At 29.6% G+C, this 22408-nt stretch carries 19 protein-coding genes and 4 tRNA genes; 15 read left to right on the forward strand and 8 right to left on the reverse strand.

Annotation, left to right across the window (positions count from 1 at the left end):
* Positions 1 to 906: cache domain-containing protein (locus L8X50_RS05645; protein WP_263660627.1), on the reverse strand; the 906-nt coding region annotated here is incomplete at its 3' end.
* Positions 907 to 1134: 228 nt separating this feature from the next.
* Here L8X50_RS05645 and L8X50_RS05650 point away from each other — a divergent pair.
* The 4 genes from L8X50_RS05650 to L8X50_RS05665 all read left to right on the forward strand — a co-directional run bounded on the left by L8X50_RS05650 (position 1135) and on the right by L8X50_RS05665 (position 1520).
* Positions 1135 to 1209 (forward strand) — tRNA-Gly (locus L8X50_RS05650).
* 9 nt (positions 1210 to 1218) lie between these two features.
* A tRNA-Leu gene (locus L8X50_RS05655) sits at positions 1219 to 1307 on the forward strand.
* 16 nt (positions 1308 to 1323) lie between these two features.
* Positions 1324 to 1397 (forward strand) — tRNA-Cys (locus L8X50_RS05660).
* Positions 1398 to 1432: 35 nt separating this feature from the next.
* Positions 1433 to 1520 (forward strand) — tRNA-Ser (locus tag L8X50_RS05665).
* A 74-nt stretch (positions 1521 to 1594) separates the two neighbouring features.
* Here the strand turns inward: L8X50_RS05665 and ilvD are convergent.
* On the reverse strand, positions 1595 to 3271 hold the full coding sequence (ilvD, locus tag L8X50_RS05670) for a dihydroxy-acid dehydratase (RefSeq protein ID WP_263660628.1): 1677 nt from the start codon (positions 3269 to 3271) through the stop codon (positions 1595 to 1597).
* 134 nt (positions 3272 to 3405) lie between these two features.
* Here ilvD and L8X50_RS05675 point away from each other — a divergent pair, with 134 nt between their 5' ends.
* On the forward strand, positions 3406 to 4758 hold the full coding sequence (locus L8X50_RS05675) for a Na+/H+ antiporter NhaC family protein (RefSeq protein WP_412175485.1): 1353 nt from the start codon (positions 3406 to 3408) through the stop codon (positions 4756 to 4758).
* A gap of 24 nt (positions 4759 to 4782) precedes the next feature.
* On the opposite strand, the gene L8X50_RS05680 is transcribed toward L8X50_RS05675, so the two are convergent.
* From L8X50_RS05680 to L8X50_RS05690, 3 genes are read right to left on the reverse strand one after another with little or no spacing between them, the layout of a single operon-like run.
* Positions 4783 to 5181 (reverse strand): hypothetical protein, encoded by a 399-nt coding sequence (locus L8X50_RS05680; protein ID WP_039629213.1) that lies wholly within the window; start codon positions 5179 to 5181, stop codon positions 4783 to 4785.
* Between the two features lies 1 nt (position 5182).
* Positions 5183 to 6157: a phospholipase A gene (locus L8X50_RS05685; RefSeq protein WP_263660629.1), complete on the reverse strand. Its 975-nt coding sequence runs from the start codon at positions 6155 to 6157 to the stop codon at positions 5183 to 5185.
* Entirely contained in the window at positions 6120 to 6719 is a 600-nt protein-coding gene (locus L8X50_RS05690; protein ID WP_263659548.1) for a molybdenum cofactor guanylyltransferase, read from the reverse strand. The genes L8X50_RS05685 and L8X50_RS05690 overlap by 38 nt, the downstream gene beginning before the upstream one ends.
* Positions 6720 to 6760: 41 nt before the next feature.
* Here L8X50_RS05690 and L8X50_RS05695 point away from each other — a divergent pair, with 41 nt between their 5' ends.
* From L8X50_RS05695 to L8X50_RS05725, 7 genes are read left to right on the forward strand one after another with little or no spacing between them, the layout of a single operon-like run.
* Positions 6761 to 8065, forward strand: a complete 1305-nt coding sequence (locus L8X50_RS05695; RefSeq protein WP_263659549.1) for an NFACT RNA binding domain-containing protein — start codon at positions 6761 to 6763, stop codon at positions 8063 to 8065.
* 2 nt (positions 8066 to 8067) lie between these two features.
* Positions 8068 to 8388, forward strand: coding sequence for a hypothetical protein (locus L8X50_RS05700; RefSeq protein ID WP_133319048.1), 321 nt, complete (start codon positions 8068 to 8070; stop codon positions 8386 to 8388).
* Positions 8389 to 8399: 11 nt separating this feature from the next.
* Positions 8400 to 9128 (forward strand): phosphatidate cytidylyltransferase, encoded by a 729-nt coding sequence (locus L8X50_RS05705; RefSeq protein ID WP_263660630.1) that lies wholly within the window; start codon positions 8400 to 8402, stop codon positions 9126 to 9128.
* Complete coding sequence (dxr, locus tag L8X50_RS05710) at positions 9125 to 10204, forward strand: 1-deoxy-D-xylulose-5-phosphate reductoisomerase (protein ID WP_263660631.1); 1080 nt, start codon at positions 9125 to 9127, stop codon at positions 10202 to 10204. Before L8X50_RS05705 ends, dxr begins: the two co-directional genes overlap by 4 nt.
* Entirely contained in the window at positions 10201 to 11589 is a 1389-nt protein-coding gene (locus tag L8X50_RS05715) for a M99 family carboxypeptidase catalytic domain-containing protein (RefSeq protein ID WP_220566709.1), read from the forward strand. The genes dxr and L8X50_RS05715 overlap by 4 nt, the downstream gene beginning before the upstream one ends.
* On the forward strand, positions 11586 to 12593 hold the full coding sequence (tsaD, locus tag L8X50_RS05720; RefSeq protein ID WP_263660632.1) for a tRNA (adenosine(37)-N6)-threonylcarbamoyltransferase complex transferase subunit TsaD: 1008 nt from the start codon (positions 11586 to 11588) through the stop codon (positions 12591 to 12593). Before L8X50_RS05715 ends, tsaD begins: the two co-directional genes overlap by 4 nt.
* Entirely contained in the window at positions 12590 to 13162 is a 573-nt protein-coding gene (locus L8X50_RS05725; protein ID WP_318529825.1) for a type II secretion system protein, read from the forward strand. Before tsaD ends, L8X50_RS05725 begins: the two co-directional genes overlap by 4 nt.
* Here the strand turns inward: L8X50_RS05725 and L8X50_RS05730 are convergent.
* Positions 13159 to 14838, reverse strand: a complete 1680-nt coding sequence (locus L8X50_RS05730) for a ShlB/FhaC/HecB family hemolysin secretion/activation protein (RefSeq protein ID WP_263660633.1) — start codon at positions 14836 to 14838, stop codon at positions 13159 to 13161. The genes L8X50_RS05725 and L8X50_RS05730 overlap by 4 nt on opposite strands.
* Before the next feature lie 10 nt (positions 14839 to 14848).
* On the reverse strand, positions 14849 to 18472 hold the full coding sequence (locus L8X50_RS05735) for a filamentous hemagglutinin N-terminal domain-containing protein (RefSeq protein ID WP_263660634.1): 3624 nt from the start codon (positions 18470 to 18472) through the stop codon (positions 14849 to 14851).
* A gap of 164 nt (positions 18473 to 18636) precedes the next feature.
* Between L8X50_RS05735 and L8X50_RS05740 the strand changes: the two genes are divergently transcribed.
* Positions 18637 to 20265: a multidrug ABC transporter permease/ATP-binding protein gene (locus tag L8X50_RS05740; protein WP_263660635.1), complete on the forward strand. Its 1629-nt coding sequence runs from the start codon at positions 18637 to 18639 to the stop codon at positions 20263 to 20265.
* A 9-nt stretch (positions 20266 to 20274) separates the two neighbouring features.
* Complete coding sequence (locus L8X50_RS05745) at positions 20275 to 20748, forward strand: GlcG/HbpS family heme-binding protein (protein WP_133319039.1); 474 nt, start codon at positions 20275 to 20277, stop codon at positions 20746 to 20748.
* 24 nt (positions 20749 to 20772) lie between these two features.
* Here L8X50_RS05745 and cgb read toward each other — a convergent pair whose 3' ends face one another.
* Positions 20773 to 21201, reverse strand: coding sequence for a single-domain globin Cgb (gene cgb, locus L8X50_RS05750; RefSeq protein WP_263660636.1), 429 nt, complete (start codon positions 21199 to 21201; stop codon positions 20773 to 20775).
* Positions 21202 to 21391: 190 nt separating this feature from the next.
* Between cgb and L8X50_RS05755 the strand changes: the two genes are divergently transcribed.
* The gene (locus L8X50_RS05755) at positions 21392 to 22396 is read left to right on the forward strand and encodes an extracellular solute-binding protein (protein ID WP_133319037.1); all 1005 of its coding nucleotides are present in this window, start codon (positions 21392 to 21394) and stop codon (positions 22394 to 22396) included.
* Positions 22397 to 22408 lie beyond the last annotated feature (12 nt).

Raw genomic sequence — 22408 nt, forward strand, 5'->3', positions numbered from 1 at the left:
TTGGATTACAAGTTTAACCACAAGTAGAGCGACTGCTATTGCTATTAAACCTACTATAATTTGAGCAGATAAGGCTTTTTTAATAGGATTTGTATAAGCACGATTTTCTGTAATTGTACAAACTTTAAAATTTTGATTTATGGTAGAATTACACATTACTTCATATAATGTATTTTTATCATCTTGAACTTGAAATAAAGAGTCTCTATTATCTGGATCTAAATAGTATGACGGATTTGTGTTTATAATTTTTGATATATTTATGCCTAATTGGTCTTTTGTTAGTATTTTATCTTGATTTTCGTGAAACATTATTTCACCTTCATTGTTGTATACTACCGCATAAGTAGTAGCAGATCTACCAAAAGCTAATACATCTTTAGAAAAAGAACTTAATGCATAATCGCCACCAACAACACCTATAAATTTTCCATTTTTGTATACAGGTGCAGCATATGTCATGGTAACGGTATTATCTGTTGATGACTTATAAGGATTAGTTGTAATAACTGTTTTTGCTTGTTTTGCTTGAGTATACCAAATACTATTTTGTAAATTAAATCCATTTTCAGGATTTAAAAATTTTCCATTTGATAAAAATACACCATTTAACTCTTCAATTCCAAAAAAAGTTAGTTGAAAATTAAAAGCTTTTTGAAAAGATGAAATAAGCGATAAAATCTGTTCTCTATCATCTAATGGTGCTTTAGAGAGTTCGCTTGCTAAAGTATTTATAGCATTTCTTTTGCTTTGACCATAATTATTAAAAGTTAGAGTTACATCATCCATTGTTTTTAATTGAACATCTTTTATGAGTTCAAAAGTATTGTTTTTGGTTTGAAAATAACCCAAAATACTAACTATACTTAATATGGTGATAATTAATAGTCCAACTATTGAAGTCATTTTGCCTGATACATTCAATTTTAACATTATTTTTGTGTTCTCCTTGTTTTTGATTTTTACCTTATATTTTAAAATATAATAATTTTATATCTAACTTTATCATTATATTTTAAAAAGTTTATTGTATTTACGGAATTATATTATAAAAAAATAATTTTTTTATTAATTTATAATAAAAATAATTTTTATATATATTTAAGATTAGTTTGATATAATTTCAACTTTAATGCGGGAATAGCTCAGGGGTAGAGCACAACCTTGCCAAGGTTGGGGTCGCGAGTTCGAATCTCGTTTCCCGCTCCATTATCACCCGCCCGGGTGGTGGAATTGGTAGACACAAGGGACTTAAAATCCCTCGGAATTTTTCTTCCGTGCCGGTTCAAGTCCGGCCTCGGGCACCACTTTTTGGTAACTCAAGGCGACATAGCCAAGCGGTAAGGCATGGGCCTGCAAAGCCTTGATCTCCGGTTCGAATCCGGATGTCGCCTCCAATGCGATGTTAATACTTGATATTTTTATTCTTTTACGGGAGATGGCTGAGTGGTCGAAAGCGGCGGTCTTGAAAACCGTTGAGGGTCACACCTCCAGGGGTTCGAATCCCTTTCTCCCGGCCACTTTAACATAATTTTTCATATTTTGTTTTACATTTAAAAAGATATTTCTTAATTTCTTTAAGAAATTAAGAAAATTATTCTAAGTCTAAAACCCCGCCTTTGCTAGCATTACTAACAAGCTTTTGATACATTTTAAGCCATCTTGAATTTATTTGCTTATAAGGCATTTTAAAATTTGCTTTGCGTTTAGCAATTTCATCTTGGGCTAAATTTGCATTAATGCTGTAAGTATCTACATCAATTTCTATCTCATCACCATCTTTTAAAAGCGCTATAAGTCCACCTTCTGCAGCCTCAGGAGAAATGTGACCTATACTAAGTCCTCTTGTAGCTCCGCTAAAACGACCATCTGTTATAAGTGCAACTTTAGCACCAAGCCCCATGCCTGTGAGTAATGAAGTCGGACTAAGCATTTCTTGCATGCCAGGTCCACCTTTTGGCCCTTCATAGCGTATCACGCACACATCGCCTTCTTTAACTTTACCTTTTATAATGCCTTTGATAGCTTCTTCTTGAGAGTTAAAACAAACCGCTTTTCCTTTGAATTTACGCTCGCCCATAATACCTGCAGTTTTTATCACACAGCCTTGCTCAGCTAAATTCCCAAAAAGTATAGTAAGCCCACCTACATTTGAATAGGCATTGTCTATTTTTTTTATAATGTTTTCATCTTTAATATCAGCATTCTCAACGCGCTCTTTTAAAGTTTTTCCACTAATATCTAGAGTGTCAAGTTCTAAAATATGGCCTGGTTTTTTGGCTATTTCAGCTATTACTGCACTTACTCCACCTGCTTTGTGTATATCTTCCATATATATTGTGTTTAAAGATGGAGCGATTTTGGCTATATGAGCCACATTAGCGCTGATGTGATTGAGCTCTTTTATATCCAAATTTACACCTGCTTCATAAGCAATGGCAAGCATATGTAAGATAGTATTTGAACTTCCACCCATAGCCATATCAACAACTAAAGCATTGTTAATGGACTTTTTAGTAATAATATTGCGAATTTTAAAACGCTCATCTAGTGCAATTTCACAAATTCTACGCGCAGCCTTTCTTAAAAGCTCTTCTCTTTCTTTGCTAAGTGCTAAAATAGTTCCATTTCCTTCTAGTGCTATACCCATAGCCTCGCATAAAGTATTCATAGAATTTGCAGTAAACATACCCGAGCAAGATCCACCGCTAGGACAAGCTTTGCATTCTATATCTTTTAAATCCTCTTCATCGATTTTTTTAGCCTCATAAGCTCCCACTGCTTCAAAAACAGAACTTAGACTGATTTTTTCTCCGTGTTTATTTACTCCCGCTTTCATAGGTCCACCACTAACGAAAATAGTCGGCACATTAACTCTTAAAGCCCCCATGAGCATACCTGGAGTAATTTTGTCACAATTTGGGATACAAATTAGTGCATCAAGTTGGTGTGCATTCATCACTGTTTCAATAGAGTTTGCGATGATTTCACGACTTGGTAAAGAATAAAGCATACCATCATGCCCCATAGCTATACCATCATCAACACCTATGGTGTTAAATTCAAAAGGAATACAGCCATTTTTTCGGATTTCATCTTTAATGATTTTTGCATATTCATTTAAGAAAAAATGTCCCGGGATGATATCTATATAGCTATTTGCTACACCTATAAAAGGCTTATTAAAATCTTCATCATTTAAGCCACATGCTCTAAGTAAAGAGCGATTTGGTGCTTTTAAGTGTCCTTTTTTGATTGCGTCACTTCTCATTTGTATCCTTTTTTAAAGTAAAAACTATCATTTTATGCTTTTATTTTGCAATTTTTGCTTAAATTTTTTAAACTTAAATAGTATTTTAAAGAAAATTATTTAAAATGTGCAATTATTTTGATTTAAGGAATGTAATGCTTTTAACTAATCCAGTATTTATAGGCGTTTTGTTAATGACGCTTTTGTGTTTTTTTAGGTTTAATGTTTTACTTAGTGTTTTGCTTTCTGGGCTTTTTGTAGGTATTTGGTCTAAATTTATGCATATGGAGCATTTAACTTTGATGGATTTTTTTACCCAACTTCCACAAGCTATGATGGATTCTATGAAAGTTTTAATTGATGGTATGCAAGGGAATTTGCAAACAGCACTAAGTTATATTTTGCTTGGAGCGGTGGCCGCTGCTATATCAAAAACTAATCTAACAGCATATTTGATTAAAATAGTTTCGCATTATATTTCACATAAAAAATATTTACTTATACTTTCTTTGGCACTTATTGCTTGTTTTTCGCAAAATTTAATCCCTATCCATGTAGCTTTTGTGCCTTTATTAATTCCACCTTTGTTGAAACTTTTTAATAAATTAAAAATAGATCGTAGAGCCATAGCTTGTGCATTAACTTTTGGACTTACCACACCTTATATGGTTGTGCCTTTAGGTTTTGGGCTTATTTTTCAAACTTTGCTTGTGGATAATTTAAATTCAAATGGGGTACAAATTAGCTTAGGAGAAGTTTCTCAAACTATGGCTTTTGCGGCTATTTGTATGTTAGTTGGTTTATTTTTGGCTGTATTTGTATTTTATGCTAAGCCAAGAGAATATCAAGAAGAGCAAATTGCCAAAATGGATTTTGAAAATCTAAAAATGAGTAAAAAAGAATGGGGAGTTTTAGCTGGCCTTGGATTGACTTTGATTTTGCAAATTTTGACGCACAATTTACCTTTATCAGGGCTTTTAGGTTTTGTTTTGATGGTGATTTTGGGTGGAGTAGAGTATAACAAAGTTAATTTAGTTTTTGATGATGGGCTTAAAATCATGGGTTATATAGCTTTTGTAATGCTTGTTGCTTCAGGATATGGAGAGGTTTTAAAACAAAGTGGAGGTATAGCTGAGCTTGTAAAAACAAGTGTGCCTTTTATGGAGCAAAGTCACTTTTTAGCTATTTTTATTATGCTAGCTATAGGTCTTTTAATCACTATAGGTATAGGCAGTTCTTTTGGTACTATTCCTATCATCGCTGCCTTATTTTGTCCTATATGTATAGAACTTGGTTTTTCACCTGCTGCGATTATTTTTATCATCGGTGTTGCTGGAGCTTTGGGCGATGCAGGATCACCTGCTAGTGAAACGACTTTGGGAGTGAGTGTAGGGCTTAATGCAGATAAGCAAGGTGATCATATAAAAGATACTTGTATACCAACCTTTTTATGCTTTAATGGCTCTTTGCTTATCTTGGGTAGTGTTATAGCATTTTTCTTAATTTAAAATATTAAAAGTCTAAAAAGGCTTTTAATATTCAAATTCTTCCATATAACCACAATCAATTGTAAGAATTTTCATTTGAAATGATTTTATAAACTCGATTATAGGTTCAACTCCACCATAAGGAAAAGAAATGGGGTAAAAATACAATTTGGCGATATTTTCCTCTATTTTTTCTATGGAGTGAAAATAGTATTCTCCATTTCCTATGCAGTCAAAAATATCATCAAACTCCCAACAATCTTTGCTTGAGAAATATTCTAATTCTTTTTTGCTGTAAAAATTATATATACTTTTATCTGTGTATAAATCTTCTATTTGTAAATTCTCATCTTTTAAGATTTTGATATAATTAAACAAATCGCACAATCTTTTAAAAGACTTTTCATTATTAATGATAAACTTAATAAAGCAAAATTTTTCCATTTTAATACATTAACAATATTCCACTTGAAAGTCTGCTTGAAGATTTATTATACTCAATAAGACTCTCGCCGTATCCGTTAAAATACTGAGTGTAAATATATAAGCCATTGTTAGAAATTTTATAAGCTCCACTTATTTCTACTGCACCGCGGTTATTAGCAAAATTTAAATTATTACGCCACAATATATTGATAAAATAATCATCTTGGGTATAAGCAAGATTAATATCAAAATTACCTAAATATTTTTCTATGTCAGGATTATCATCTTCTGAACTTTTTTCAGGAATTCTTAGCCAAACTCTAGGTATGAACATAAAATTGCCAAAAAACCATGCATTGCTTAGATAAATTCTATTCCATGATCTTGATTTTGGATCATTTTGCCCGTTAGATTCATGTAATAAGCCTATGCGTATATCTTTTAAATTCTCAAAAGCACCATATCCGCTTATAGGAAAGTTGATAAAAAATTCAGGTAAATAGTTTGTTTCTCTAAAAGGAGCAGAATGTTTATAAAGTTGCCACCATGAAATTTGCGTATAGCCTATGTTATAACTTTCATTTAAACCCAAAAGATTTTCAAAAAGAGTTTTTTTAAGGCTTACTTGAAATTTAGTTTCAGTGCTTTTATAATCTCTCTTGCTAAAACTATAAGAAACAGGCATAAAATAGCTAAGATTATGCGTGCTAATACCAAAGGGATTGTATGATTTTTCTGTGCCAAGGTAGTTTGCTAAAGCTTCATTTTTTGGATTAATATCATCTAATTTTTTCTCTTTGGATGTATTTTGCTCAAAATTAAAAGACTTTTCTAAACTTGCTTCTTTTTGTTTTTCTTTTAAAGCTAAGCTTTTATAAATTTGCATAGCTTTTTTGTACTTACCTTGATTTTCATATTCTAAGGCTTGATTGAATAAATCCTCATTTGCTAAAGCACTAAAAGCACATACTATGGGTAGAATTGTCTTTTTCATGAAGCCACTTTTTATATTCTTTAAAATAATTTAAATTTATAAACTCATTATCATCTTCAAATTCTATAAATTCTGCTTTCATTGTATCACAAAAAAGGGCTAATTTGTGGTTGTTTTCTTGTAAAAATTGCAAAGTTTTTTCAAAATTCCTACTATGGTAAAATCCACATAAATAATGCTTGTGTTTTTTTGTGCTTGCTAAGAGTATATTTTGTGATTTTAGATGATCAAAAAGCTTGTAAAAACTTTCTTTGTTTATGTTTGGAGTATCCACGCTAAGGATAAATACATAGGTATTTTTAAAATGTTTAAGTATGGAATTTAAGGCAATGAGTGGAGAGTAGTTGTTTAAATCCTCATCTAAAATAAGTGCTAAGTTTTTTTGATGAAATTTATCTTTTTTGCTGCTAATAAAAACTTGATTAAAAATCCTTGACATTTTTTCATATTGATAAAGAGTTAAGTTTTTATTATCTACTTGTAATAAGCTTTTATCTTCTCCCATACGCGAAGATTTTCCACCACATAAAATCACACAAGGATAGGGAATTTTTTCACTCATAAAAACCTCATAAATTCATCAAAATATTTTATAATACATTTATGAAATATACAGATTTAATACAAATAAAAGATTATTTTAAACAATTTCAAAGACTAAATTATCTCAAACGCCTTGATGATAATATCTTAGAGCTTAGCTTAGATCATCAAGCTTTTATACTAGACTTAACGCGTGGAAAAAGTGGAATTTACCAAGATAAACTCCAAGCAAAAGTCTATAATGCACCTTTTGATTTTATGCTAAAAAAATACTTTTCAAACGCAAAGATTTTAAATTTAGAAGTATTAGAAAATAATAGAATTTTATCTTTTGAAGTTTTATCGGAAAAATCTTATAAAGCTTATGGAGCTAAGATTTATTTTGAATTTACAGGAAAAAACACTAATGTAATCATCACAGACACCGATGATATTATCATAGAAGCTTTGCGTCATATAGATAAAAGCTACCGCGTTGTAAAAATAGGCGAAAAACTCCAAGCTTTAAAAGCTTATGAGATCAAAGAAGAATTTGTAAAGATTGATGATTTTAATGTGTATTTTAAAGAAAGTGCTAAAAAGTTACAGCAAGAGCGCATAAAAGATATTAAAGAAAATAAACTTTTAAATATAGATAAAAAAATCTTTACTCTTAAAGAGAGCATAGAAAATTTAGAACAAGAAAGTAATTTATTAAAAAAAGCTCAAGAGTTAAGCCAAAAAGCAGATGTTTTGTTTGCTAATTTAAATTCTTTAAAAGATTATCAAAGAGAATTTATTTTGCAAGATTTTAATGCAAATGAGCTTGCCTTTAAACTCGAAGATACACCTAAAAATAGTGCGAATGAATTTTATAAAATGGCTAAAAAGCTAAAACAAAAGGCTAAAAATATCAATATAGAAAGAGAAATTTTAAGTGAAAAACTTGATTTTTTAATAAATTTAAAAGACTTAATTGCTAAAAGCACCTCTTTGAGAGAATTAGAAGTTTTAATGCCTAAAAAAACGAAAAAAACAAAAAAAGAGGAACTAAATGCAGGGGTTAGTAGCTTTTATTTTGATGAGTTTAAAATCAGCGTAGGACGCAATGAAAAAGCTAATGAGTATTTATTAAAAATAGCTAAAAAAGATGATATTTGGCTGCATGTGAAAGATTATCCTAGTGCACATGTGATCATTACTTCAAATAAATTAAAAATAAGTCAATTAGTGCTAGAATTTGCAGCAAAGCTTTGTGTGGAATTTTCCAAGCTAAGTTCTGGAGTTTATTTGGTCGATTATACTAGTAAGAATTTTGTAAAAATAAAAGAAAAGGCTTTTGTAAATTATACAAATTATAAGACTTTAAGCGTTTTAAAGGAGTAAGTATGCCTATAAGTCCCATAGGTGGTATTCATTTTGCTAACCAAAATGCACCAGTACATTCAGCACAAGCTAGTAATGAATTGGCAAAAGATTCTTTTGCAACTTTGGTAAATATGAGTGAATTTCAAGCAAAAGAAAAGGCGGTTGAAAAACTTGAAAAAGTTAATCAAACTCATGAAGTAAGTGATGAAGTAAAAGAAAGGCAAGAGGAAGAAAAAAAGCATTCTAAACATCATCAAGAACAAGAGCAAGAAGATGAAGATGAACAAGAGGGACAAGAAGTAGTTAAAAAAAGTTCTCATTTGCTTGATTTAAGTATATAGAAAGGATAAAAATGTTTTCAAAGACAAGAATTCTTAGTGCTATTGTGATGATAGCTGTGATAGCTGTTGTTGCTTTAGTGGATAATTTTTTGATTAATTTTGTGATTTTTGGTGTTTTATTGTTTTTGGCATTTAATGAAGCAAAAGCTATGTTTAAAAGCAAACATGCAAGTGTTTTTGTAGCTTTGTGTGTTTTTGCAATAGGAGCATTTTTAGATAAACCTTTCTTTATAGGCCTTTTGGCTTTGATTTTGATTTTAGGATATTTAGTTTATAAAAAAAGTGAAAATTTAAATGAACTTATGCCTTATATATATCCTACTTTACCTATTTTAATGCTTTATCAAGTATTAAGTTATGAGGGTATGTTTGTATTATTTTGGCTTATAGTGATTGTCGTTGCTTGCGATAGTGGGGCGTATTTTATAGGAAAACTAATTGGCGAGAGAGCTTTTTCTCCAACAAGTCCAAATAAAACTTTAGAAGGTGTTGTAGGTGGCATTGTTTGTGCGGGGATTTTAGGAACCATCATAGGCTCTTTTGAATTTAGCTTGATAAAAAGTATTTATATATCTTTAATCGTAGCTATTTTTGCTGTGATAGGGGATTTGCTTGAGAGTTATTTTAAAAGACAAGCAGGTATTAAAGATAGTGGTAATTTAATCCCAGGACACGGGGGAGTTTTAGATAGAATTGATGCTGTTATCATTGCAGCATTTGCAATGGCAACTTTAGTATGATCGTACTTGGAAGCACGGGAAGTATAGGAGTTAATACTCTTTTTATTGCTAAAGAAAAAAACATAAACATAGAAGCCTTATCTTGTGGTAAAAATATCAAGCTTTTAAATGAGCAAATAGCTCTTTTTAAGCCTAAATTTGTATGTATACAAGATGAAAAAGATAAAACCTTAGTTGATCATGATAGGATTTTTTGTGGCCAAGAGGGTTTAAAAGCGATGATAGCTGAGTGCAAAAGTTCTTTAGTGGTAAATGCTATAGTAGGTTTTGCAGGCTTAAGTTCAAGTCTTATGGTGCAAAAGCTTGGTAAAATTTTAGCCTTGGCAAACAAAGAAAGCTTAGTAGTAGCAGGGAAATTTTTTGACACTTCTAAGATTAAGGCCATAGATAGCGAACATGCAGCACTAAAGTGCTTGATAGATAAAAGAAAAGATATTAAAAAGCTTTTCATCACAGCAAGTGGCGGGGCCTTTTATAATTATAAAATCAAAGATTTAAAAAATGTCAGTGTAAAAGAAGCTCTTAAGCATCCTAACTGGAGCATGGGAGCTAAGATCACCATAGATAGTGCTAGCATGTGTAATAAACTTTTTGAAATCATCGAAGCTTATCATCTTTATGGTATTAAACAAATAGATGCTTTGATAGAAAGAAAGTCTTTAGTACATGCTTTATGTGAATTTAAAGATGGTGGTATGAGTGCATATTTTTCTCATGCAAATATGCGTTTGTCTATAGCTCAAGCTATTTTAGATGAGCATGATCAAAGCTTTATAGAAAATTTGGATTTGTTAGCTATGCCAAGTTTAAAATTTGAAAAAATTAGTTTAAAAAAATATCCTATATTTTCACTTAAAGATGAGCTTTTGAAAAAGCCTGACTTGGGTGTGATTATAAATAGTGCAAATGAATATATGGTGTATCAATTTTTAGCCCAAAAAGCGCAGTTTTTAGACATAACTAAGGGTATTTTTAAAGCATTGGATTATTTTGGTGTACCAAAGATTAACCAAATTGAAGATGTTTTTGAGTATGATAAGCAAGTTAGGCTTTATTTAGATAAGGAAATGAAGTGAGATATTTTTTAAGTATTTTGATTTTTATAAATGTGGTTTTTGCTTTAGAGTTTAGCGTTAAAGAAAATGGAAAAAGTTTAGATGATAATAATACGGTTTTAATCCTTGGAGGTATACAAGGAGACGAGCCAGGTGGGTTTCATGCTGCTAGTTTGCTTTTGAGTGATTATAATATCACTAAAGGTAAAATTATTGTCGCACCAAATTTAGCTTTTGAAAGTATTATTGCTAGAAATAGAGGAAATTTTGGAGATTTAAATAGAAAATTTGCCCATATAGATGAAAACGATCCTGATTTTCACACTATAGAGCGCATAAAAAAGCTTATTTTGGAACCTGAGGTAAATATGGTTATAAATTTGCACGATGGAAGTGGATTTTATAGACCTCAATATGAAAGCAAAGATAAAAATCCAAATCGCTGGGGCAATACTAGTATTATTGATCAAAGTGAGGTAAATTCTACTAAATATGCAGATTTGGAAAATATTGCTAAAGAGGCAGTGGAAAATATCAATAAAGCTTTGGTTAAAGAAGAACATCAATATCATTTAAAAAATACCAAAACCCAAGAAAGCAATGATAAAGATATGCTAAAGGCTTTAACTTATTTTGTGGTGTCAAATCACAAAGCAGCCTTTGCTAATGAAGCGAGCAAAAATTTACCAACGCATTTAAGAGTATATTATCATCTTTTGGCGGTGGAGTATTATCTAAAAAAGGCAAATATAGAATTTCAAAGAACTTTCGATTTAACTCCAAATGGAGTTTATAGAGCTATTGAAAAGCCTTTAGAGGTAAAACTTTTTAATGATAAAATTTTACTTTATCTTGATAAACCTGCTAGTGCTATAAATTTTTTACCTTTTCCTATTAATCAAGCTTTAAATTATGAAGCAAGTAATGAGATTACTGCAGTAATTTCCAATGCTAACTCATATTCAATCAATTATGGCAATCGCTTGCAAACAAGATTGTATCCTGAATATTTTGAATTTTCAAATGCTCTAGATAGTGTTGAAGTGATAGTAGATGGAAAAAATATACAAACAAATTTTGCTCAAAAAATTATGGTAAAAGATAATTTTAAAATACCTTCTATAGCAGGTGTAAGAGTTAATGTTATAGGTTTTGATAGGGGTGTTGATGAAAGTGATATTGTTATAAGCAAAAACCAAATGCAAAGCCGTTATTCTTTGGATAAAAAAAGAAAAATTTACAGAGTAGAATTTTATGAGCTAAAGAATGCAAATTTAGCCGATCAAGTTTTAGAAAGAAAGACTAATTTTAAAGAAATTAAAAAAGCAAATATACCTGCAAAAGCCATAGAAAAAGCAGAACAAAAAGACAAATTTATCGGTATGATTTTAGTGGAATTTCAATGAGAGATTTGATTCTTGCCATAGAAAGCTCTTGTGATGATAGTTCTATTGCTATCATTAATAAAAATAGCTTTGAGTGTATCTTTCATACAAAAATTTCTCAAGAAAATGCCCATAGTGCTTATGGAGGGGTGGTGCCCGAGCTTGCCGCAAGATTACATAGCGAAGCTTTACCTAAGATTTTAAAAAAATGCCAAAAATACTTTGACAAACTTTGCGCCATAGCAGTTACAAATGAACCTGGCCTTAGTGTGAGTTTGATAGGTGGAGTAGCTATGGCTAAAATGCTTGCTATTAGTTTAAATTTACCGCTCATTGCGATTAATCATCTAAAAGGGCATATTTATTCTATGTTTTTAGATAAAAAAGCTAATTTTGATATGGGTGTATTGCTTGTAAGTGGTGGGCATACTATGGTGCTTTTTATTAATGAGCAAGGTAAAATCACAGAATTAGCAAGAACAACCGATGATAGCTTTGGAGAAAGCTTTGATAAAGTAGCAAAAATGATGGATCTTGGCTATCCTGGCGGAGCTATCATAGAAAATTTAGCTAAAAATGTAAAAGAAAATGATTTAGAATTTAGCATACCCTTGCTTCATTCTAAAGATTTAGCTTATAGTTTTTCAGGACTTAAAAACCAAGTGCGTTTGGAAATTTTAAAAGAAGAATTAAGTTTGGAGCGTAAAAGTAAAATTGCCTTTGCATTTCAAAAAGCAGCCATAGCTCATATTTTAAACAAGTTAGAAAAAATTTTTAAAGAGTATAAATTTAAACGCTTTGGTATAGTAGGCGGAGCTAGTGCAAATTTAAGCTTAAGAAGTCAAATAGAGCATTTATGCCAAAGTTATCAATGTGAGCTTTTGCTAGCTCCGCTTGAGTATTGTTCGGATAATGCTTTGATGATAGCAAGGGCAGCTTGTGAGGCTTATGAGCGTAAAGAATTTGTAAATATAGAAGATGATCTTATAAAGCCTAAGGTAAAAAACTTACAAGGCATATTATGAAAAAAGCTTTTACTATTATAGAGCTTGTGTTTGTAGTAATTATACTTGGAGTTTTAGCTGCGGTTGCTCTGCCAAAATTTAGTACAAGTAAAGATGAGGCAAGTGTAGTTCAAGCTTTGGGAAATTTAAAAATTTTTATTAATGATATAAGTGCTTATATATTAAAAAATGAAAGTCTTTCAAATATAGCTTTAATGAGCAATGTAACAAATATAAAAAATGAAGACTTGTCAAATTTGCAAAATTCCACCAAAGAACTTGATTTTAGTGTAGGAAATGATGAGCAATGTTTTAAAGTGCTTTTTGTAGATAAAGAAAGTGTTTTGCTTTTAGCACTTATGGTAGATAATGCTCAAAAAAGCAAAGCCCAAAATATAGCAGATTTAAAAAATCAAGCTTTGAAAGATCCTAAAAATCAAAGTATAAAAACTCAATTAGATGAGGCTTTAAATGCTTTTAGTCAAAGTGAATTTGCAAGCACTTCAAAATCTAAAGCTTGTCAAGGTCTAATCCACTCTAAAGCTTTTAAAGATTTAGCTACTAGAGTGTATTTTCTAAGTGGTAGTTAAAAATACACCCCTCCACTTAAATACAATTTCATTCTATGTTCATCATCATATTTATACTGATGAACCGCTCTTGCTGCATCAAGCTTTATATAATACTCATTAGCTTTATTATAAAGTATTTGTAAGCCTACTGCATCTAAAAAATGCTCATCTGCTAATCTATCCCCTGAAGCTTTTTCATACCAAGCATAACCTACATCATAAAAGGGAGTAAAATAAAAATTAGTATTTGGTATATTTATTCTTATACCAAAGTTAGCCACTATGGTATTATCTCCATCACCCTCTCCATTATCATAAGCTCTTACTCCATAAGCTCCACCTAAAGATGAACTTTCAGAAGAATCTAATTCAAAATTTCCTAATACCTTTTGATAGTTTATATTTAAAGTATGAGTAATATACTCATTAATACTATAATAATTATTCAAACTAGCATTGAGTTTTCTAAACCAACCCATGCCATTACTATTATTTTTATAATTAGTGCCTAAAAAATTAACCCCATCGTCATAGACCTTGCCTAGGTTGATTTTGGTACTATAAATAAAAGTGTTATGAAAATTTCTAAATAAACCTTCTAAACCCATACTACCTACATTAGAATGCTTATTAAAAGTTAAAAATCCAGCACTTGTATCACTAAGTATTTTATGATAAATACTTGAAGTAAAGTAAAATGATGAATTAGTATTAATCCACACAGGATAAGAAAAGTCTATACCGAAATTTCTAGAAGTACCATAAAATCCGGCATTTTCATAATCTTCTCCCAAGGAATAATTTCCTTTTGATACACTTGGAGTAATTTTTAAATTTCCTAAAAAGAAAGTATAACTAGCTCCATAGTTGATTTGTTTTTCATTGCTTGATTGTAAGTAAAAATTATAATAATCTCCCATATTAAGTATAGAATTAAATCCCATGCTGATGCCTATTCTATATTTGCCAGAACTTTCAATACCATAATTATCAGCATATAATAATACATTAGCCTTAGTATCAGGAACTACTTCTATAACTACATCAGTTTCTCCTACATTCTCTCCTGCTTGTAAGCCTGCTAGGGTTTGTACTCCATACATTTCATTGACTTTATATGCGCTATCTTCTATTAATTTAGTGGAGATAATTCTACCTTTAAGTTTTTTATCTAATTTATCTTTTATGAAATGATCTTTGATCGAGGTTTTGTTTTCTATTATGTGTTTTCCAAATACTCCTAAAGCAATGTTTAGTTCTATATTGCCATCTTCAAAATTTTGTTTTGGAATAAACACTGTTGCAGCAGGATAGCCATTAACTTGGAAATAATAAGCAACAATATTTGATACATCTTGCAAATCTTGGATATTAAATTTTTTCTGTTCATAATTTAATATGAGATTATGTAATTCCTCTTCTTCAATTCCTAAATTTTCAAAATCAATTCCTTTGTTTGTGATGTGAAAATTATAGTGAGTAAGTATTTCTTTTTTATAATGTTCTTGGTGTGTATTTATGATTTCTCTAGCATCTTGAAATTTTTCATAATTTTGTTCAGTTTTTAAATTTTCTTTTAAAGCTTTGTTTTGTGGTATATTTCTATCAAGGGATAATTCTATTATTTTTATATTGTCATTTGTAGCTCGTAAAGCACATGTTAAAATTAAGGTGCAAACAATAATCTTATGCATTTAACTTTCTTTAATTAGCACATGGGTTCATAGCTTTAAACCCATCGCTTACAATACAAGTTTTTTTACGAGCTTCTATATCAAGTTCCCCAATTTCTTTGATTATTATTTCATCTTTAACTAAATCATCTCCTAAAGAATTAAATAAAAATAAATTAGCAATATTATCATTAATCATTGCAGGATAGTTTTGATTATTGTTTAAACTTGATTTTGCTTGATTGTTTTCTAGTGTAGGAATGCTAGGAATACTAGGTGTTAGATCAGTCCAAGGTAAATCAGGTTCAATAGGAATGCTAGGTGTTAGATCAATGCTTTCTAAAATAGGTTTATATAAGTCATATTGATAATCTCCCATTATTAAAAAACTACCTTTATTGTGTTGATATTCTATTTTATTTTTAATTTCTGCTAATCCTAATTTGGAAGCTATTGTTTCTTGTTGTTTTTCTAGCATATTGATATTTTTAAGTAATTGAGCTAGCTTATTAGGATCTAGTGAAGAATTGTTTTTTATATAGTCATTATAAGATTTTTCTGCTATTTGAAGTTGTAATTTTATATTTTCCAATTCTTTTAGAAGTTGTTGTGAATTTAAAACTATATCTTTTAATTCTCCTTTTAGAATTTCTAATATACTTATTTTTTTCTCAATTGTTTTGTCTATATTTGATTTTATATTGTTTTGATAAAAATCTTTTACACCTTCTTCAAATTTATCATTATTTGCATTATTTAATCCATTGTTTTGATAAGCCATTATAAAATCTAAACTTTGAACTATCTTCAAGGCTTGTGATTTATTATTTGCTGTATCTTTGATGAAGTATTTTGCCACAAAATCTACTTTTTCATCTTCTGTCATTAGATTATAATCTTTTTCTGCTAACATATCCAATAAAACATCAATATATATTTTATAATGCTGATTGATAAGATCTGCTAGAATTTCATTTTTGATGACATCTTCATATAAATCATCTTTACCAAGGATGGCTTCTTCTTGTATGATATTGTCTATATTTGGGTAATTAATTTCTATTTTATTTGAAAAATCTGGTTTTTTTGGTAGTTCTATAATAGGTCTTGCTATTGTATTATCTTTACTTAAAAAATCTTCAAATTTTAAATTTTTATTATCATCATTATAGGTATGAATATTAATTTTCATATCTTTCCATAATTTTAAGTCGCTAAAAACATCATTAAAATCATTTTCATGATGATAAATATGTATATTCTTAAAAGCTAAATTTACATTTTTATCGTTATAGGCACTAATAAATTTTCCACTTAAATTTTTACCATCACTTGCAAAAGATTGTATTTGGGAGTCATTTTCAAAAAATAAATATATATTTTTAAAATCTAAATTAAATTTTTGAAACATTGAACGCCCTTCAATATATCCGATAAACCCAGCAGCATTGGCAAAGTCTTTTTGTCCATAAGCTTGTATATTTTTTATATCATATATGCTTATGTTAGAAAAACTTCCTTTACCTTCTTTTTGAATCCATCCTGCAAAACCTCCAACATTTACCATTCCGCTTTTGTCTTTTTCAATCTTGCCTGAAATAGTGTCAATATTTTTTATTGTGATATTTGAAAGAGATAAATTATCACTTCTATATCCTTCTATTTTTCCTGCAAAGCCACCACTTGCAGCACGAGTACCTTCCATGGAGTTATTATTAATGCTTTCTATTTTTTCAGCTTCTATGCTAATATTATCAAAAACACCTCCATTAGCAAAACCTACAAACCCGCCAGCATAAGCATTTCCTGTATCAAAAAAATCTTCTTCCAATGAGCCATCTTTGTTATCTTGACTAATGCTTTTTACATTTTTAACACGCACATTGATGTTTTTAAAATAAGTATCACCAGAATCAATACTTCCTACAAACCCGCCAGCATAAGTATGGCGTAAAGTAGTAAAAGTGGAGGTTATGTTGTTTATATCTAAATTTATATTTTCAAGATCAGCATAGCCTATATTACCTGAAAAACCACCTGTAACAAAACCTCCATTAATTTCATCAATTTGTCTTATATCGATATTGCTAAATTTTCCTCCCCATACTTCTCCGGCAAAACCACCCGTATATGTTGCTTTTGTTGTTTTATCATTAATAATTTTATTTATTTGTGATATGTTTATATTTTCAAATTTTCCATTGTTAATTCCACCTACAAAACCTCCAATATGTGATCTATTTTCAAGGCTAATACCGCTGATTTCTCCTATTGATTTTATATCAATCTTGTTAAAGTTAGCACCATTAACATATCCTATCAAACCTCCTGCGTAGAGATTGTTTTTATTTTGTGTAGAGATTTTAGAGATATTTTTTAACTCTATATTTTCAAATTTACTGCCACCACTTGCATATCCTACAAAACCTCCAGTATACATTGAGTTTGATAGAATAGAGTTATCGTTATAATCAATTATTATATTTTTAAATTCAGAACCATTAGCATTTCCAAATATACCAACATATCTTAAAGAATCTGATAACACATTTGTATCTATGAATATATTTTTTAAAGCAAAATTTTGTCCGTCAAAAATTTTATTATAAAAGCTATTATCTTCTATAATTTCCCAATTATCATTGTAAATAGGATCTTTATATCCTACTATCATATTGGTGCAACCATATCCTTCTATACAGTAATTTGCATAGTTTTTTCCTTTAAAATCTATATCATTTGTTAGTCTGTATTCAGTAGCTGTATTTCTAAAATCTTTTTTATTTTCATTCCAACCTTTGGCAAAATGCCACCAATCAACATCTGAAGATATTCCTACAAAATCATATATGTTAAAAGAGTTATTATTATGTTTTATATTTTGAAAATCAGCTTGTTTAAGTTTATCAAAAACTGCAAAAGAATTAGGATCGTAGTAATATCCACTAGCATTTAAATATATAGAACCTCTTTCTTTAGCGCTTACTTCTAATTTTGATAAAGAATTTGCGTTTATATTTGATGTATCAATGTCTATTTTGTTTCCTATAAGTTTGATGTTTTTTGAGTTGATTTTGGTTAATAAATCATTTGAATTTTTAATATTTGAATTTAATAAAATTTTATTTCCTATAAAGACAACTTCTTCAGCGTTAATATTTCCCATATTAACTACATTGCCATTGTTTTTATCTAATTTTATAATGGGTGATTGTATGGTGTTTGTTTTTCCATTTGCAAATTTTTGTATTTCATCAGAACTTATTGATGAGGTTGAAGCTACAAAGCGATTGGCATTGATAGTTCCTGTTTTAGTTATGATTACTCCATTAGGATTGATTAAAAAGACATTATTGCCACTTGCATTTAATAAACCTTCTATGGTGGATTTACTTGTACCATGAGCAATGTTTAGGTAGTTTTTATTGTTTCCATTAAAATTTACACTTTCACCTTTGCCTATGCTAAAGCCACCACCCCATTGTATTACAGAATTTTGCCCATTTCCGTGGATATTCATATGATTATCATTTATGCTAATAGAACCACTAGTTCCATGTGTAAATTTACCACCACTAGGTAGCGCTAGACTTTGATCAAATAAGATAGAAATAACAATACCAGATAAAAGAATATGGTTAGAAAAACTAGACATCAGCTATCCTTAAATAATTATTAATATCAATATATAATTTTTAAATATATTATAACAAAATTTATTTATAGTTAAATAAAAATAAATAAACATAAACAATATAAATAATTTATTATGCATATTTTTGTTATATAATTTACTTTTAGAGTTAAGGTTTAGATTAAATGAAATTTTTAGTTTTTTTATTTAAAGAAAGCAAATTAAAAATCATTCTTTTTTTGCTTTTTAGTATTTTTACGAGTATATTAGGTGTATTGACTTTAGTTTTTATCAATGAATTTTTATTAAAAGCTAATCTTGAAAACTCAAATATTATCGTGTATTTTGTGCTTTTGTTGCTTGTATTTTTTGCGAGTTCTTCTTTTGTAGAAATTGCTTTAAGCTCGTTTGGACAAAGTTTTATTTTTAAAATGCAAAGAAGGGTTGTAAAGCAAATTTTAGATACAAGTGTTTTGAGTATTTTAAATACTACTAAAGCAAAGATTTTGGCTTCTTTGAATAATGATGTGCGTAGTATTTCTTTTGGACTTTTAAGACTTCCTGAATTCATACAATCAAGTGTTTTGATTATTTGTGTAAGTGCTTATATAGCTTATCTTTCTTTAGAAATTTTCTTTTTGTGTTTTGTGTGGATAGTGTGCGTTTTTTTGGTGGATAATTTTTTAATGAGTAAGGTGTATTTTTATTTTAAAAATGCTAGGGAAAATGATGATGCTTTGCAAAAAAACTATCAAAATATTTTACAAGGGCATAAAGAATTAACCTTAAATCCTTTAAGGGCAAAGTATTATTATGAAAACGAGTTTGAAAAAAATGCTCTAAAAAAGAAAAAAAGCTCCACTATAGGAAATATTTTACATATCTTATCTAATAATTGGAGCAATAGTGCCATGCTAGCTTTAGTAGGAGTGGAGTTTTATATAGCTTTAAGCTATGAACTTGCTAGTTTGCAAAGTGCTACTACTATTGCTTTAAGTGTGCTTTTTTTAAGATCACCACTTGGAGCTATGATAGGAAGTTTTCCTACGCTTATGATGGCAAAAATCGCTTTAGATAAAATTTCAAATTTAAATTTAGAAAATTATTCTCATAAGTTTAAATTCAGTCAAAATAAAAAAACTTGGCAAAAACTTTGTTTTAAAGATGTATCTTTTTCTTATAATGAAAATTTTGCACTAAAACCTGTAAATTTTGAGCTTAAAAAGGGTGAATGCGTATTTTTAATAGGGAAAAATGGTAGTGGTAAATCTACTTTTTCTATGATTTTAGCAGGACTTTTTATAGACTTTAAAGGGGATATTTTTTTAGATGATGAAAAAATAACTTCAGAAAATATTTGTGAATATAGAAGTTTAATTAGTGCGATTTTTAGTGATTTTCATTTATTTGAGCATGTTTTAGAAGATGAGAAATTTAGCAAAGAAGACTTGGTATACTGGCTTGAAATTTTAGAACTAAATGAAAAAGTAGAGCTTGTGGAAAATACTTTTAGCACTATAAAGCTCTCGGCTGGACAAAAAAAGCGCCTTGCTATGCTTAATGCTTTACTTGAAAAAAGAGATATTTTAATATTAGATGAGTGGGCAGCTGATCAAGATCCTATGTTTAGAAAGTTTTTTTATACTAAGCTTTTGCCACTTTTAAAGCAAAAAGGCATTACAATATTTGCTATAACACATGATGAAGTATATTTTGACATGGCTGATAGAATTTTACTCGCACAAAATGGTCAAATTTGTGAATTAAAAGGCGATATTAAAGAACTAGCAAAAAATGCAGTAGAAAAATTTTAAAGGATAAAAATGAAAAAATTATTTATTTTATGTTTATTTTTAGGAGTAAGTTTGATGGCAAAATCTTTTGAGCTTGTAAAAGAGCCTGTTCTAACTTCGCAAATGGTTGAAGGGATTTTGGATCTTGCAAAGAAAGAAGCAAGAAAAAATGGCTTTCATGTAAGTATTACCATAGTAGATAAATCTGGTCAAATTTTAGCAGTTTTAAGAGATGATAAAGCAGGTGTGCATACGATTAATGCTAGTTATAAAAAAGCCTACACGGCCACTTCGCAAAAAAGAGAAACAGCAGTTATTTTTAAAGGTGTAAAAGAGGGTAAAATACCTGAAGATATTCGTTATTTAGATGATAAGTTTTCTATTATGCCTGGTGGGGTACCGATTTTTATAGATGGAGTTGTTGTTGGTGGTATAGGTGTGGGTGGAGCACACTTAGATGAGGATGTAAAAATAGCAAAAGCGGGGATAGCGTTTTTAAAATAGGCTTTGAAAAATCAAAGCCTATTATCACTTAGCTTTTGCATAAATTTCTTTTTCAATGTTTATGTAAAATTGTGCGATAGCTTTGTAAGCTTCTTCCCAAGCTTTTAGTATAGTTTCATCTGCATTTAATACTACTTTGATAGCCTTTAAAAGACAAGCACCTACTATAGGGTAATGCTCTTCTTTGACATTTAATTTTGTATGAGTGATAGCTACTTTATCAACAAAGCTTCTCATATTTTCTAAATTTTCTACATTTTTTGCTGCCATTAAAATAGCTATTGCTAAAGCTTTTGGTTGCTCTCCTGAAGCTTGTTTTTCCATATTAAACATAGGTTTTACTTCAGGATATTCTTCAAACATGATTTTATAAAATTCTTTTGTCAAAACTTCACCATTTTTTTGTAAAACCGGCACACAATCTTTGATGATTTGAATTTGCTCTTGTGTCATTTTATCTCCTTTGTATATTGTATTCTTGATGATTATATAAAAATAAGAGAAAAAATATCTTGATTTATGTTAATTTTGTATTATTTTATTTTAAATTGATTATGTATATCAATTTAAGTAAATATAAAGTGAATTATTAATATAATAATCCTTATCAATTTCAAAATTTAAAATTAAGGAAATTTATAAAATGAAAGCAAAAGTAGTTTTACTATCTTTGTTAGCTGCTATGAGCTTAAGTGCTCAAGAGCTTACGATTTATTCTCATCGTCATTATGATTCTGATAAAGGAATTTTCAAATTATTTCAAGAAAAAACAGGCATTAGTGTAAATGTGGTGCAAGCTAAGGCTAATGAGCTTGCTAAAAGATTAGAAGTTGAAGGTAAAAATTCAAAGGCAGATTTGTTTATGACTGCTGATGCGGGAAATTTAGAACAAGTTCGCACAAATAATCTTTTCGTTTCAGTTAGCTCACCTGAGTTAGAAAAACTTTCTCCAAAAGAGCTAAGAGGTAAAAACAACGAATGGTATGCTTTTACAACAAGAGCAAGAATCATCATCGCTTCTAAAGATAGAATTAAAGATGGAGAGATTAAAACTTATGAGGATTTAACTGATCCTAAATTTAAAGGTAAGGTTTTAGTAAGAAGTTCAAATAATGTTTATAATATTTCTTTGTTAAGTGCTATGATAGATACTTTGGGCAAAGAAAAAGCAAAAGAATGGGCACAAGGCATAGCAAATAATCTTGCACGCACTCCAAAAGGTGGGGATCGTGATCAAATTCGTGCAATCTATGCAAAAGAAGGCGATGTGGCTATATCAAATAGTTATTATCTAGGACATTTAGCAAATTCAAAAAATCCTAAAGATGTTGAAGCTGCAAATTCAGTAAAAGTGATTTTTCCAAACCAAGATGATAGAGGAACACATATCAATGTAAGTGGTATAGGTGTTTTAAAAACTTCTAAAAATAAAGAAGCTGCGGTTAAATTTATCGAGTTTATGCTTTCAAAAGAAGCACAAGAAATTTTAACAAACCAAAACTATGAGTATCCAGTAAATAAAGAAGTAAAACCTGCTAAAATTTTACAATCTTGGGGCGAGTTTAAAGTAGAAAAGCCAAATTTTGAAGCTTATTGGGGTAATGCTAAAGAAGCTTTAATGATTTTTGATGAAGTTCAATGGAAATAATTTTAAGGAAAA

This window comes from Campylobacter sp. CNRCH_2013_0898h (assembly GCF_025772965.1).
GTDB lineage: Bacteria > Campylobacterota > Campylobacteria > Campylobacterales > Campylobacteraceae > Campylobacter_D > Campylobacter_D lari_D.

What these genes read in the sequence shown, in the direction of transcription:
- ilvD (WP_263660628.1), bottom strand. Translation starts at nt 3,271, where the DNA reads ATGAGAAGTGACGCAATCAAAAAAGGACACTTAAAAGCACCAAATCGC.
- L8X50_RS05675 (WP_412175485.1), top strand. Translation starts at nt 3,406, where the DNA reads ATGCTTTTAACTAATCCAGTATTTATAGGCGTTTTGTTAATGACGCTT.
- L8X50_RS05680 (WP_039629213.1), bottom strand. Translation starts at nt 5,181, where the DNA reads ATGGAAAAATTTTGCTTTATTAAGTTTATCATTAATAATGAAAAGTCT.
- L8X50_RS05685 (WP_263660629.1), bottom strand. Translation starts at nt 6,157, where the DNA reads ATGAAAAAGACAATTCTACCCATAGTATGTGCTTTTAGTGCTTTAGCA.
- L8X50_RS05690 (WP_263659548.1), bottom strand. Translation starts at nt 6,719, where the DNA reads ATGAGTGAAAAAATTCCCTATCCTTGTGTGATTTTATGTGGTGGAAAA.
- L8X50_RS05695 (WP_263659549.1), top strand. Translation starts at nt 6,761, where the DNA reads ATGAAATATACAGATTTAATACAAATAAAAGATTATTTTAAACAATTT.
- L8X50_RS05700 (WP_133319048.1), top strand. Translation starts at nt 8,068, where the DNA reads ATGCCTATAAGTCCCATAGGTGGTATTCATTTTGCTAACCAAAATGCA.
- L8X50_RS05705 (WP_263660630.1), top strand. Translation starts at nt 8,400, where the DNA reads ATGTTTTCAAAGACAAGAATTCTTAGTGCTATTGTGATGATAGCTGTG.
- dxr (WP_263660631.1), top strand. Translation starts at nt 9,125, where the DNA reads ATGATCGTACTTGGAAGCACGGGAAGTATAGGAGTTAATACTCTTTTT.
- tsaD (WP_263660632.1), top strand. Translation starts at nt 11,586, where the DNA reads ATGAGAGATTTGATTCTTGCCATAGAAAGCTCTTGTGATGATAGTTCT.
- L8X50_RS05725 (WP_318529825.1), top strand. Translation starts at nt 12,590, where the DNA reads ATGAAAAAAGCTTTTACTATTATAGAGCTTGTGTTTGTAGTAATTATA.
- L8X50_RS05730 (WP_263660633.1), bottom strand. Translation starts at nt 14,838, where the DNA reads ATGCATAAGATTATTGTTTGCACCTTAATTTTAACATGTGCTTTACGA.
- L8X50_RS05735 (WP_263660634.1), bottom strand. Translation starts at nt 18,472, where the DNA reads ATGTCTAGTTTTTCTAACCATATTCTTTTATCTGGTATTGTTATTTCT.
- L8X50_RS05740 (WP_263660635.1), top strand. Translation starts at nt 18,637, where the DNA reads ATGAAATTTTTAGTTTTTTTATTTAAAGAAAGCAAATTAAAAATCATT.
- L8X50_RS05745 (WP_133319039.1), top strand. Translation starts at nt 20,275, where the DNA reads ATGAAAAAATTATTTATTTTATGTTTATTTTTAGGAGTAAGTTTGATG.
- cgb (WP_263660636.1), bottom strand. Translation starts at nt 21,201, where the DNA reads ATGACACAAGAGCAAATTCAAATCATCAAAGATTGTGTGCCGGTTTTA.
- L8X50_RS05755 (WP_133319037.1), top strand. Translation starts at nt 21,392, where the DNA reads ATGAAAGCAAAAGTAGTTTTACTATCTTTGTTAGCTGCTATGAGCTTA.